General features: G+C 72.5%; 11 protein-coding genes. 7 read left to right on the top strand and 4 right to left on the bottom strand.

Annotated features, from left to right (window positions below; translation table 11 throughout):
- Positions 1-3 precede the first annotated feature (3 nt).
- Together HDA43_RS35705 and HDA43_RS01985 are read left to right on the top strand one after the other, a co-directional pair.
- Positions 4-1,305 carry an ATP-grasp domain-containing protein gene (locus tag HDA43_RS35705; RefSeq protein WP_179818023.1) on the top strand — a complete coding sequence of 434 codons (1,302 nt, stop codon included), beginning with the start codon at positions 4-6 and terminating at the stop codon, positions 1,303-1,305.
- Complete coding sequence (locus tag HDA43_RS01985) at positions 1,302-2,528, top strand: FAD-dependent monooxygenase (RefSeq protein WP_179818022.1); 1,227 nt, start codon at positions 1,302-1,304, stop codon at positions 2,526-2,528. Before HDA43_RS35705 ends, HDA43_RS01985 begins: the two co-directional genes overlap by 4 nt.
- Before the next feature lie 284 nt (positions 2,529-2,812).
- On the opposite strand, the gene HDA43_RS01980 is transcribed toward HDA43_RS01985, so the two are convergent.
- Positions 2,813-3,565: an SDR family NAD(P)-dependent oxidoreductase gene (locus HDA43_RS01980; protein ID WP_179818021.1), complete on the bottom strand. Its 753-nt coding sequence runs from the start codon at positions 3,563-3,565 to the stop codon at positions 2,813-2,815.
- A 304-nt stretch (positions 3,566-3,869) separates the two neighbouring features.
- Between HDA43_RS01980 and HDA43_RS01975 the strand changes: the two genes are divergently transcribed.
- The 5 genes from HDA43_RS01975 to HDA43_RS01955 all read left to right on the top strand — a co-directional run bounded on the left by HDA43_RS01975 (position 3,870) and on the right by HDA43_RS01955 (position 10,637).
- Positions 3,870-5,276: an FAD-dependent oxidoreductase gene (locus tag HDA43_RS01975; RefSeq protein ID WP_179818020.1), complete on the top strand. Its 1,407-nt coding sequence runs from the start codon at positions 3,870-3,872 to the stop codon at positions 5,274-5,276.
- Positions 5,273-6,970 (top strand): amino acid adenylation domain-containing protein, encoded by a 1,698-nt coding sequence (locus HDA43_RS01970; protein ID WP_218911564.1) that lies wholly within the window; start codon positions 5,273-5,275, stop codon positions 6,968-6,970. Before HDA43_RS01975 ends, HDA43_RS01970 begins: the two co-directional genes overlap by 4 nt.
- Positions 6,967-8,343 (top strand): condensation domain-containing protein, encoded by a 1,377-nt coding sequence (locus HDA43_RS01965; protein WP_179818018.1) that lies wholly within the window; start codon positions 6,967-6,969, stop codon positions 8,341-8,343. Before HDA43_RS01970 ends, HDA43_RS01965 begins: the two co-directional genes overlap by 4 nt.
- A gap of 299 nt (positions 8,344-8,642) precedes the next feature.
- Positions 8,643-10,379 carry a hypothetical protein gene (locus HDA43_RS01960; RefSeq protein ID WP_179818017.1) on the top strand — a complete coding sequence of 579 codons (1,737 nt, stop codon included), beginning with the start codon at positions 8,643-8,645 and terminating at the stop codon, positions 10,377-10,379.
- 36 nt (positions 10,380-10,415) lie between these two features.
- Positions 10,416-10,637, top strand: a complete 222-nt coding sequence (locus HDA43_RS01955; RefSeq protein ID WP_218911563.1) for a VOC family protein — start codon at positions 10,416-10,418, stop codon at positions 10,635-10,637.
- On the opposite strand, the gene tsaA is transcribed toward HDA43_RS01955, so the two are convergent.
- From tsaA to HDA43_RS01940, 3 genes are all read right to left on the bottom strand, one after another.
- Positions 10,621-11,025 carry a tRNA (N6-threonylcarbamoyladenosine(37)-N6)-methyltransferase TrmO gene (gene tsaA / locus HDA43_RS01950; RefSeq protein ID WP_179818016.1) on the bottom strand — a complete coding sequence of 135 codons (405 nt, stop codon included), beginning with the start codon at positions 11,023-11,025 and terminating at the stop codon, positions 10,621-10,623. The two genes, HDA43_RS01955 and tsaA, sit on opposite strands and share 17 nt — an antisense overlap.
- A gap of 64 nt (positions 11,026-11,089) precedes the next feature.
- Positions 11,090-11,629 (bottom strand): SRPBCC family protein, encoded by a 540-nt coding sequence (locus tag HDA43_RS01945; RefSeq protein WP_179818015.1) that lies wholly within the window; start codon positions 11,627-11,629, stop codon positions 11,090-11,092.
- 184 nt (positions 11,630-11,813) lie between these two features.
- Positions 11,814-12,308 (bottom strand): ASCH domain-containing protein, encoded by a 495-nt coding sequence (locus HDA43_RS01940; RefSeq protein WP_179818014.1) that lies wholly within the window; start codon positions 12,306-12,308, stop codon positions 11,814-11,816.
- Positions 12,309-12,354: the final 46 nt, after the last annotated feature.

Below are 12,354 nucleotides of genomic sequence, written 5' to 3'. Positions count from 1 at the left end.
TCGATGAGCGTCCTGATCCTGCACCACCGCGGCACCCTCGCCGCCCACGCCTACGACAGGTGGCTCGCCGACTACGAGGGGGACGTCCTGCTCCTGGCGTCCAAGGAGCACCTCGGCTGGGTCGGCGAGGAGCTGCCCACCGGGGAGACCGGCTACAGCCACATGGAGGCGCTGGACGACTACGAGGTCGGCGGCGTGCTGGAGGCCCGCGTCCTCGACCTCGCCCGGCGGTACGGCGTGAGCCGCCTCTTCACCTGCCAGGAGCACGACCTGGAGCGGGCCGCCCAGCTCCGCGAGATCCTCGGCCTGCCCGGCCAGACGTTCTCCAGCGCGCTGCCGTTCCGCAACAAGCTCCTGATGAAGGAGACCGTCGAGGCCGCGGGCATCGAGGTCGCGGCGCACCGCGGCGTCGAGTGCGCCGGCGACCTCGTCTCCTTCGCGCGGGAACACGGCTTCCCCGTGGTCGTCAAACCCCGCGACGGGGCGGGCTCCATCGGCGTCACGGTGCTCCGGTCGCGCGAGGAGCTCGACGCGTTCGTCGCCGAGAGGCTCGACGTCTACGGGCCGCTCCAGTCGAACCTGATGGTGGAGGCGTTCGTGCCCGGCGCGATGTGCCACGTCGACGGGCTCGTCGTGGACGGCAAGGTCGCCCTCGCCTGGCCGTCGCAGTACCTGTTCACCCTGGCGTCCTTCAAGGAGCTGCGCGGCGGCAGGCACGACGTCACGCTGGACCGCGACGACCCGCTGGCGCGGCGGCTGCTCGACTTCACCGACCGGGTGCTGGACGCCCTGCCCTGCCCGCCCAACTTCACCTTCCACGCGGAGGTGTTCCACACCCCCGACGACCGGCTCGTCCTGTGCGAGATCGCCTGCCGGACCGGGGGAGCCCAGACGCGCGGCGTCATCAAGACCATCTTCGGCGCCGAGCTGAACGAGTGCTGGGTGCGCGCGGAGGCCGGTCTGCCGCTGCCGATCGACATCGGTCCCGAACGACCCGAGCCGGTCAAGATGACCGGGCAGCTGCTCCTGTCGCGCCGGCCGGGCAAGGTCGTCGAACTCCCGGGAGAACCGCCGTTCCCCTGGGTCGAGGAGTACAAGATCTCCGTCGAGCGCGGGGAGGTCATGCGGGTCTCCCGCTACTCCGCCGACGTCATGTGCTGCTTCCTCGTCTCCGGGCCGGACCGGGCGACCTGCCAGAGCCGGCTCCAGGAGCTGGAGGACTGGTTCCTGGACGGGCTCGTCCTGGAGGAACTGCCCGAGGACGAGGCCCCCGCCGTCCCCGAGGCGAGCCGGAGCCGGTCGTGACGGGCCCGAGCGTGACGGGCCCGAGCGTGGTGGTGGCCGGCGGCGGCATCGGCGGGCTCGCCCTGGCCGTCGCCCTGCGCGGCGCCGGGATCGGGGTGACGGTCGTCGAGCGTACGGCGCGCATCGCCGAGGCCGGCTCCGGCATGGTCCTCTACCCCAACGCGATCACCGCCCTGGACGCCATCAGCCCCCGCCTGGGCCGGGCCGTGCGCGCGGCCGGGCACGAGGCCGTTCCCGGCGACACCAGGCCGACGCTGGCCTCCGACGGCACGACGCTGGCGGTCGACGCGATCGGGGAGCTCACCCGCCGCTTCGGCGCCCCGCAGGTGACCCTGCTGCGCTCGGCGCTGCAGCACGCGCTGCTCGGCGAGGCCCTGGCCGCCGGCGTCGACCTCCGTACGGGCGTCCGCGTCGACGACCACGCCGACCGCGGCGAGCGCGTCGACGTGGTCCTGTCCGACGGCTCCGTCCTGACCGCGGACGTCCTCGTCGGCGCGGACGGCGTCCGCTCCGGCGTCCGCCGGCGCCTGTTCGGCGACAGCCCGCTCCTCTACCGCGGCTACACCTCGGTGCGGGGCAGGACGAGAAGGTCGGGCGCCCACCCCAACGGGTTCATCGCCAGCGGCGACGGCGTCGACCTGTTCGCCGGTCCGATCGGCGGCGGGCACCTGTACTGGGCGGCCAAGATCGTCGCACCGCCCGGGGTGTGGCCCACGATGGGCCCGGCTGCGGCGATGCCGGCCCTCCTCGACCTGATCACCGGGTGGCACGACTCCATCGTGGAGATCATCCGCGACGTCGACGCCGACGGGATCGTGGTGACCGACATCGTGGACCGCGACCCCATCCCGCGCTGGACCTCGGGCCGGGTGACCCTGCTCGGCGACGCCGCCCACCCGATGACCCCCGGGGTCGGGCAGGGGGCCGGCATGGCGCTGGAGGACGCGGCGGTCCTCGCCCACCACCTGCGGTCGTGTTCCGACGCGCCGGCCGCGCTGGAGGCGTACTCGGCGGCGCGCGCGGCCCGCGCGGCGGACGTGGTGCTGCGGTCGCGGCGCACGGGACGCGTGGACAAGGAGTCGGGCGCCGGTGAGGCGTCGGGCGCGCCCCGGGACTTCAGCACCCAGGACGAGGGACCCATGACGCTGTTCGGGTGGCGGCCCCCGGGCCATGCGGAGCCCGGCCGCGTGGAGCCCGGCCGCGTGGAGCCCGTTCCGGCGTGACGCGCGTGACGTGTGCGCCACGCGTGACGCGCGTGGCGCACACGGCGTGCGCGGCGCATCCGGCGTGCGCGGCGCATCCGGCGTGCGTGGCACATATGGCGCGCATGGCGCACGCGTGGTGCCGGAAACGGCGGACATGAGAACAGGAAAAGCGGCCGGACATCATGTCCGGCCGCTTCACGGATTTCGCGGAGAGCACGGTGAGGCGGCGGAAGCAGCCGCCTCACCGGAAATGCCCGACGGCCCTCATGGAATGGATCGGCGCGATTATCGCCGAAGACGGATCACATCGGGACGGAGGTGGTGAGGCCGCCGTCCACCGCGATCTCCTGGCCCGTGATGTAGGAGGAGCGGGGCGACAGCAGGAACAGCGCGGCGTCCGCGACGTCCTCGGCCGAGCCCAGCCGGCCCAGCGCCACCTGGGCGCGGCACGCCTCCTGCGCCTCGGGGGTGCTGGAGATCCCCTCGAACATCTCGGTCACGATGTAGCCGGGGCTGACCGCGTTGACCCGGATCCCCTTGGTGGCCAGGTCGGGGGCGAGGGTGCGGACCAGGTTGATGATCGCGGCCTTGGTCGCCGCGTACACCGAGGTGAAGGCCAGGCCGCGGTGGGCCAGCCAGGAGCCGTTGATCACGATCGCGCCGCCGTCGCCCATCAGCGCCGCCGCCTTGGCGATGGTGAAGTACACGCCCTTGAAGTTGACGCCCACCAGGGCGTCGAAGCTCTCCTCGGTGACACCGGCGCTGGGGGCGAAGTCGGCGATCCCCGCGTTGGCGAAGACGCCGTCCAGCCGGCCGAAACGCTCCTCGATGCGGGAGAAAAGCCGGTCGAGGTCCTCGGCGCGGGAGACGTCGGCCGCCACGGCCAGGACGCGGTCGCCCGCGCCGAGCTCCTCGACCGCCTTGTCCAGGCGCTCCTGGCTGCGACCGGCGATCACGACCTGCGCGCCCGCCGCCAGGAGCTTCTGCGCCGTGGCGAGGCCCATGCCGCTGCCGCCGCCGGTGATGAGAACTGTTCTGTTCGCAAACTCCGTCATGCGGTCAGAATCACACGCGGGTCTTTCCGCCACATCCTCGGAATTGCGCTTCTCCGCCTTTTCGGCTCGCCTTTACGGCGGCGCGCCGCGCCTCCTTTCCGGTCCGCCGGATCCCCGCCCTTTCCGGTCCGCCAGGCAGCATTCCAGAAGATGCCCCGGGTAATTCCGGATGTGACGCTGTAGCGGATAGAGCAGCGGACCGCACGCCTTGCGGAGAAGGGCGGGCGGGCGCCCCGGCCGGCCGTACGGGACCGGCGGGCGACGACGGATCGCTGAAGAAAACTTGAGCCGAGGAGGCGCTCCAATGGGTGATGTGGCAAAGACCCGTGCGGTGGTGCTCGGTGGAAGCCTCGCTGGGCTGTTCGCGGCCCGGGTGCTCGCCGACGCCTATGACGAGGTGCTCATCGTCGACCGCGACGTCCTGATCGGAGTGGAGGGGCCGCGCCGGGGTTGCCCGCAGAGCCGCCACATCAACGGTCTGCTGGCCCGCGGCCAGCAGGTCATGGAGGAGCTGTACCCGGGCATCACCGAGCAGCTCTTCGCCGACGGCGTGCCCACCGGCGACCTCGCCGGGAACGTCCGCTGGTACTTCCACGGCAAGCCCATCAAGCAGCAGCACGCCGGCCTGGTGTGCGTGGCCGCCAGCCGTCCCAAGCTGGAGCACCACATCCGCGAGCGGACCCGGGCGCTGCCCAACATCGCCTTCGCCGAGCGGCACGACATCCTCGGACTGGAGACCACGGCCGACCGCAGCCGGGTCACCGGCGTGCGGGTGCAGCCGCTGGAGGAGGAGGGCGCCGGCGAGAAGGTCATCGACGCCGACCTCGTGGTCGACGCGACCGGCCGCGGCTCGCGCACCCCCATCTGGCTGGAGGCCCTGGGCTACGCCCGGGTCGAGGAGGAGCGGACGAAGATCGGCCTGGGCTACGTCACCCAGCACTACCGCCTGACCGCCGACCCCTACCACGGCGACCTGTCCATCAACCCGGTCGCCTCGCCCGAGCTGCCCCGCGGCGCCATCTTCACCAAGACCGACGGCGACCGGGTCGAGCTGACCACCTACGGCATCCTGGGCGACCACCCGCCGACCACCCAGGAGGGCCTGTACGAGTGGATCAAGTCGCTCGCGGTGCCCGACATCTACGACGCCCTGCAGCACGCCGAGCCGCTGGACGAGCCGGTGGCGTTCCGCTTCCCGACGACCCTGCGCCGCCACTACGAGAAGATGACCCGCTTCCCCGACGGCCTGCTGGTCACCGGTGACGCGGTGTGCTGCTTCAACCCGGTGTACGCCCAGGGCATGACCGTCGCCGCGCTCAGCGCGCTGGTCATCCGCCAGCACCTGCACACCGGTGCGGCCCCCGACCCCTTCCAGTACTTCTCCGACCTGTCCCGCAACGTCATCGACCAGCCGTGGGAGATGACCCACACCGTGGACCTCAGCTTCCCCGGCGTCGAGGGTCAGCGCACTCCGCAGCTCCGCGTGGCCCAGGCGTTCCTGAACCTGGTGCAGACCGCCGCCACCCGCGACGGCGTGGTCGCCGCCGCCTACATGCGCGGCGCCGGCCTGATCGACGGCCCCGAGGCGCTGATGCGGCCGAAGATGCTCGCCCGCATCCTGTGGAACGCCCTGCCCTGGGGCAAGCCGGCCGCGCAGCCGCGCCGCCGCCCGCCCGCGCCGGTGGAGAAGCCCAAGGCGACGGTGTCGTGACCGCCTCCCCGGTGACGGCCGCCGTCTTCACCGGGCGGCCGGTCCACGAGCTGGTACGGCGGCACGCCCGGGCGACCCCGGACGCGGTCGCCGTCACCGGGGAGGGACGAAGCGTCTCCTACCGTGACCTGCTGCGGCGGGCCGACGCGGTCGCCGGCGTCCTGCGGGCCGCCGGCGGGGTGCGCGGCCTGCCGGTGGCGGTGCGGATGGACCCTGGACCCTGCCTGGCTGCGGCGGCGCTCGGCGTCCTCGCCGCCGGCGGCCACCTGCTCTGCCTCGACACCTCAGAGGCGGGCGGGCGCAGCAGGGCGGTGCTTGCGGACCTGCGGCCGGCGTTCCTGCTGCTCGACGGGGCCGCCCCGGCCGGGGACGACCTCCTGGCCTGGTACCGCGACGCCCTGGGCGGAACGGTCCTGGACGCCGGCCCGGCTTCCGGTGCCGCGACGCCACCGGAACCGGACCGGGACGCCCGGACCGCCGCGGACGCGGACCTCGCGGTGGGGGAGACCCCGGAGACGGCGGGCGACCTCCTGGACGAGTGGATGTACGTCGCCTACACCTCCGGCTCCACCGGCCGCCCCAAGGGCATCCCCCAGACCCACCGCGGGTTCGCGCAGTTCATGGACTGGTTCACCGCGGAGTTCCGGATCGGCCCGGGGGCCCGGGTGGCCCAGTGGGCGGCGCCCGGCTACGACGCGAGCCTGGTGGAGATGTTCGCCCCGCTCGTGTCGGGCGCGACCCTGTGCCCGGTCCCGGCGAAGCTCCGGGCCAATCCGGAGAGGCTCGCCGCCTGGCTCGCCGCCGAACGGGTCACGCACCTGCAGACCGTCCCGAGCTTCGCCCGCCGCCTGCTGGAGGCCGTCACCGCCCCCGGCGCGCGACCGCCCGCCGAACTCGGCTGCCTCCTGCTGGCCGGGGAGGCGCTGACCGGCGAGCTGGCGGACGGCGTCCGCGCGGCGCTGCCCGCCGTACGGCTGGTCAACCTGTACGGCCCGACCGAGTCGATCCTGGCGGCCTGGCACGAGGTGACCGGGACGGAGGGGGGCCGCGTCCCGATCGGTCGGCCCATCCCCGGGCGGGACATCCTGGTGCTGGACGGGCAGGACCGGCCCTGCCCCGAGGGAGCCGTCGGCGACCTGGTCGTCCGCAGCCCGTACGTCACGCCGGGATACGTCGGCGCGGCGGCCGGGGACCTCTCGGCCTTCCGGCCGCCGCCGGGCGCGCACGGTCCGGACCGCTTCTACCGCACCGGCGACCGGGGCCGCCGCGCCGAGGACGGGCTGCTGGAGTTCCACGGCCGCCGTGACCACCAGGTGAAGGTCAACGGCGTCCGCCTCGAACTCGGCGACGTCGAGTCGGCGCTGGCCGCGCACGGCTCGGTGGCCGAGTGCGCGGTGGTGGCCGTTCCCGGCCGGCACCGGCAGGTCGCCGGCCTGGCCGCCTACGTCGTGCCGCGCGACCCCGCGGCCGGCGACGCCGTACCGGCCACCTGGCGGGCCGCCCTGCGCCGGTGGTTCGGCAGGGCCACACCGCCCGTGACCTTCACCGTCGTCGCCCGCCTGCCGCGCACCGCCGGCGGCAAGGTGGACCGCGACACGCTGCGCCGCCTGGCGGCGGCCCCCGACACCCCCGACAGAACGACCCCCACCCCACGAAGCAAGCAGTACGCCGGCATGAGGAGCCAGGAGTCATGAGCGTTTCCGAGGCGCCAAGCCTGATCGACGACATCCCGAGCGACGGGCCGGACCGCGTCCCGCTGTCGTTCAACCAGGAATTCCTCCGCGCGTTCGACAAGGGGGACGCGGAGGGGCCGTTCGGCCCCCGCTACACCATCGTCTGCGGCTGGCGGCTCACCGGGCCCCTCGACCCGGCCGCCCTGCAGCAGGCCCTGGACGACGTGGTCGCCCGGCACGAGGCCCTGCGCACCGAGATCCGGCGCGGCGAGGACGCCCACCAGCGGATCGCCCGGCCCGGTCCGGCGCGGCTCGACGTCCGCGACCTGTCCGGCACCGCCCCCGGTGACCGCGACCTGGCCGCCGAGGAGCTGCTCAACGAGGTCGAGGCCGGGCCGTACCCGATGAGCGACCTGCCGCTGCTGCGCGCCGTGGTGGGCCGGTTCGACGACCGCGACGCGGTGCTCGCGCTGATGGCCCACCACACCGCCGTCGACGAGTGGTCGATGCGGGTCGTCATGCGCGACCTGGCCGCCCGGTACGCGGTCCGGAGCGGGCACGACGCCGAGCTGCCGGAGGTGCCGCAGTACCGGGAGTACGTCGCCTGGGAGCGTTCCGGCGTGGACCCGCAGTGGCTGGGCAGGGCGCAGGCGTACTGGCGGGAGAAGCTGGACGGCGCCCGCATGCTGGGCTCCAGGACCGACCATCCGCACTCGGCCGGCCTGCCCAAGCTGACCGGCTGGCGGCGCTTCACCTTCCCCGCCGACGTCACCTCGGCGGTCCAGCGGATCGGCAAGGAGACCCGCTGCTCGCCGTTCATGGTGCTGCTCGCCGCCTACGTGCGGTTCCTGCAGGAGAAGACCGGGACCGACGACGTCGTCATCCCGACCTTCTCCTCCGGTCGCGGCCCGGCGCGGTTCCACGAGACCGTGGGGTCGTTCTTCAACTTTATGCCGCTGCGGGCGGACCTGACCGGCTGCGACGACTTCCGCGACGTCGTCACCCGGGTCCGGACGAGCTGCGTCCAGGCGTACTCCCACGACATCCCGTTCGGCCAGGTCCTCCAGCAGGCGCCGGAGCTCATGCTGCCCGTGATGCAGGACGACATGGCCCTGGTCGCCTTCCAGGTCTTCCGGTCGCCGTTCCCCTCCGAGCGCGGCACCGCCGGGGAGCTGGAGTACTCGGTGATCCGCAGGCGGCTGCTGTCGCAGCCGGTGGGCGGCGACATCCCGGACGGCGCGATGTGGCACCTGGAGCTCGACCCCGGCGGCGAGATCATCGGCTCCATGGCCTACAACAGCAACCTCTTCGACGCCGCCACCATCGACGACATGGTGACGGAGTTCGGCGCGGCGCTGCGCCGCCTGGTCCTCCCCTCCGGCGACGAGGGCTGATCCCCGCCCGCCCCGCCTTCGGTGAGGAGGACCGACCCCGCCCTCCGCGCCCCGCCGAAGAGGGCTGATCCCGCCCTCCGCACCCCGGCACCACCGCGCCGGGACCGTCCATCCGACGGCCCCGGCGCGGTCGTGCGTACGGCCTCTCCGTGCGCCCACGGCCGCCGGAATCCCGGGCCCGCCCCACCGGATCCTGATTCGGCAACGGAAATGATCAACTTTGCCGTCCGCACGATGGTGCCGCACTGAGATCGCGTCCCGTGCTTTCCGGTGGCTTATGGCGGATCACCAGGATCGGATTGGTAGGTCTGGTTCTTGCGGCGGCGGTCGTGGGCCTGGTGCTCGGCGACGCCTGGCTCTGGGCGGCCGTCGAATGGTCTTCGCCGGCCTATGCGAAGTTCTACGCGCGCGGCGGGTTCGACCCCCCGACGGTCGTGGCGCTGCTGGTGGCCGCCCCGGTGAAGGCCGCGCTCCTGTGGCTGATCCTGCGTGCCCCCGCGCCGGGACCGCTGGACCGCCGGGCGAAGGCGCTGCGCCGGCTGCTGTACCTGGCGGTGGCGTACACCCTCGTGCTGTGGGGTCCGATCGCGCTGCTCCCCGACGCGGTCGACACGGCGTTCCAGCTCGCGCTGTGGACCGCGATCGACGTCCTCTACCTGCTCGTCATCCGCTGGCGGTCCCGCATGCTGCGTGCGGCGGCCGGAGTGATGTTCGCGGTCGAGCTGGCCGGGATGGCCGACGAGCTGCTCGACGAGCTCGATCTCCCAGAGCTCGGACCGGGCGGCGTTGTCGAACCGGTCCTGATACTGGGCGGAGTGGCGGCGACCGTCATCACGGTCGTCGGGCAGCGGCGCGACGGCCGGTGGAGCCGCGGCACGCAGGCCGCCGGATGGTTGTCGGTGGGCGTCTACGCGCTGGTGATCCCGCTCAACTTTCTTCCCGGAGGGATCTCCATCGGCAGTCTGCCGATGCTGGTCATCATGGACGCGGTGGGACTCGTCAACACCGTGTGGATCGCGGCGACCGCCCGTGAACTGCCCGCTGAGGGCCGTCCGGCGGACCTTCCGCCCGCGCGGCGGCGCGTGATCCGCGTCTCGGTGGCGGCCGTGGCCGTACTGCCGATCATCGCGCTGATCCACCCGGAGCAGACCCCGCGCCTCACCTACACCGGCTGGTCGGCGGACTGCCATGACCGGCCCGGCTTCGGAGACCTGAAACCCGCGGAACGCGACGCCGTGTTCCTGTGCCTGGCGCGGAGCACAGACGGCGGAGTCCCGCCCATGTTCCCGGACAGCCTGTCGGACCAGGGGATCCTCGCGTCCGGGCGGGCGCTGTGCCGCGCGAAGGACCGCGACGAGCAGAAGGCGATCCTGACGCGGGCCGGGAGCGCGCGGCCCGCCTGGGGCGCGGACCCGTGGGACCTCGTCTACGTCTGCCCGGAGATCGTCGGCGCGACCCATCCCGAGCTGCTGCGGTCCACCACCGAGGCGGAGGCGGCGAACACCGACTACATCGCCGAGGAGAACGCGAAGTGCCACGACCCATGGCCTCGGACGAAGGGTGTCGTCCAGGCCACGGCCAAATACTTCCTGTTCGCCGACGGCGATCACGGCTATCTGGTCCACGACCCCGGCGACGAAGCGGTCGCCGAGGCGGCGGAGCAGGCGATGGACAGGGTCTACGACGACAGCGCTCTCATCGGGGTGGCCGACAGCGCGGCGCTCATCGGGCACGTCGAGGACGTCGCTGATCTGTGCCTCACGGTGAAGGCATTCCGCACCGCGCCGCCGCGGCGGACGGCCGGGTGGGATCAGGTCAACGAGGTGCCGATCACCAGCCGCAGCGGCCGGCTCACCGTGCCGGAGATGGGCGAGGACGGGGAGGTGGGCGCGGGCGCCCCGATGCCGAACCTGGCGATCGCGGGGAAGGGCCGCTACCGGCTCCGTGTCTACGTGCGGATCGGCGACGCGGGGGAGGAGCACCTGGTCGCCGTGTTCCCGGGTGCGTCGAGGAAGAGGCTCAAGCTGAAGCCGTGAGCGCCGGCGGGGCGCGCTCTCCTCTACGGTGGACCGATGCCATCGGTTAAGCAGTTCCAAGTCACCTTCGACTGCGCGGAACCCGAGCGCCTCGCTCGTTTCTGGTGCGAGGTGCTGGGGTACGTCGTACCGCCGCCCCCGAAGGGGTTCGCCACCTGGGACGATTTCAACCGCGCGCTGCCGCCTGAGGGGCAGGGTTCGGCGCGGCGCCGCGCCGAACCCGGGGGGTGGGCAGAGGGCGTCATCGGTCCCGTGTGAGGAGAGGTTTGACGTCCAGGATCGGGGTCGCGTCGAGGGCTTCGAGGTGGCGGACGTGGACGCGCGTTCCGTCGATGGTGAGGATGTGCACCTCGTGCAGGCCGATCGGGTTGGGCCGGTCGGGGCTGCGGGTGGCGAAGACGCCGGCGAGCGGCCGGGTGGTGTCGCCGCGTGGATGGACGGCGAGCGTGTCGCGGTCGGCGCGGTCGAGCCAGGTGAGCAGGAGTACGTCGGTGCCCGGGGACAGCCCCTGCAGGGCGGACGCGTACCGGTCGTCGAAGACCAGCCAGGCGTCGGGAGCTCCCTCGTCGGCCTGCCGTGGTGCCGCCGCCCGATCGGTCAGTAACGACTCGACATGCCCGATCACGCGTAGCGGGTATTCGGTCAAGGGCTTGGATCCTTTCCTGAGTGCCGGTTGAGAGACCGCTGGTCTCGCCGGAGATGGAATCGGCTCAGCCGGCCTGTTGCCGCTGCTCCGTGGCCGCCTTGATTCCGTTCAGCGTGGCGTGCATGCCCCCGCGTAGCTCATCGAGGCGGTGGGCCACGAGACGGCCTTCTTTGTCCGGCATCCGGTCGATGGCGGCGCTCAGCCCTGAGCGGCCGGGGCCGATGCGCACGGTTTGCCGGAGCAGGGTGCCTCCTGCCTGGGGGGTGAGCGTGAAGCGCCATGTCGCCATGGGTTCCGCCGGGTTCAGCATCGCCTTCCCGAAGCGGCCGTCCGCATCGAGGACGCACCACGCGAACGCCCGCTCCGGGTCGAGTTCGGTGATCTGCGAAACGGTGCGCCAGGCACCGATCACCGGATGCTCGTTGTAACCGGCGAAGCGCGCCCCCACCGCGGGGGCCGCCACGCCATCGAGCCATTCGGCACGACGTAGTTCAGGGCTCCAGCGGGCCGGGGCTCCGATGTCGATCACGATCTCCCATACCAGCGATGTCGCCGCGGTGACGAAGATCTCACATTGGGTGCCGGGCATGTCCGCGTATCGCATCTCGTCTCCTCGATCATTCGGTTCGGGCCCGCCCGCGCGTCCCACTGCTCATACGGCAGCGTCAGCCGCGAGGCGAGCGTGCCGGTCGCGGTCATCAACGACCGGCTGTGACCGGCGGTCCTCCCAGCACCCACACGGCCCCGTCCGGTTGATCCTCCCCGGCTCTCATCGGACCGGACGCGGGTCACGCACCGTCCGGGTCATCGGGCTCGACCACTCGGAAGGGGTCATCGGGCTCGACCACTCGGAAGCGTTCGGCGACGACGAGAGTGTCGCCATCGATGACCGGGGTGCGACCCAGGAACTCGCTCACGCCATCGCTCCGGAAGAATTCCTCGTGGGCTGTCCGCCACTGTGCCACGTCTGAGTAGCCGCGTCCTTCGGCACGTGCGAAGTCGTCGTCGATCTCCTTCATGGGAACGACGCGCACGTCGACGAGCTCGATCGTGACGGCTGGAAGACCTTCGGAATCAAGCACCGAGAATCGCTGACCGGTCATCGGCACCGCCTCTCCGGCGTGTTCGTAGATCTCCAGGAGGCCGGTGAGCGCGGTCTTCTGACCGCTCAGGATCGCCGCCACACCACGGTCGCGTTCCGGGCCCGGGAAGGCGAGTTCGAGAGCCGGAAGGTCGTCATGTCCCGTCGGACGAGGGTGGGAAGCCGGGCTCGCGTCGCTCAAGAGTCACCGCCCTCCCTGCTCGCGGAACCCTCGGCGAGCCGGGAAC

Source organism: Streptosporangium sandarakinum, assembly GCF_013409935.1.
GTDB lineage: Bacteria > Actinomycetota > Actinomycetes > Streptosporangiales > Streptosporangiaceae > Streptosporangium > Streptosporangium nondiastaticum.
Note: the sequence above shows the minus strand (reverse complement) of the source record. Positions and strands in the feature narration are given on the sequence as shown.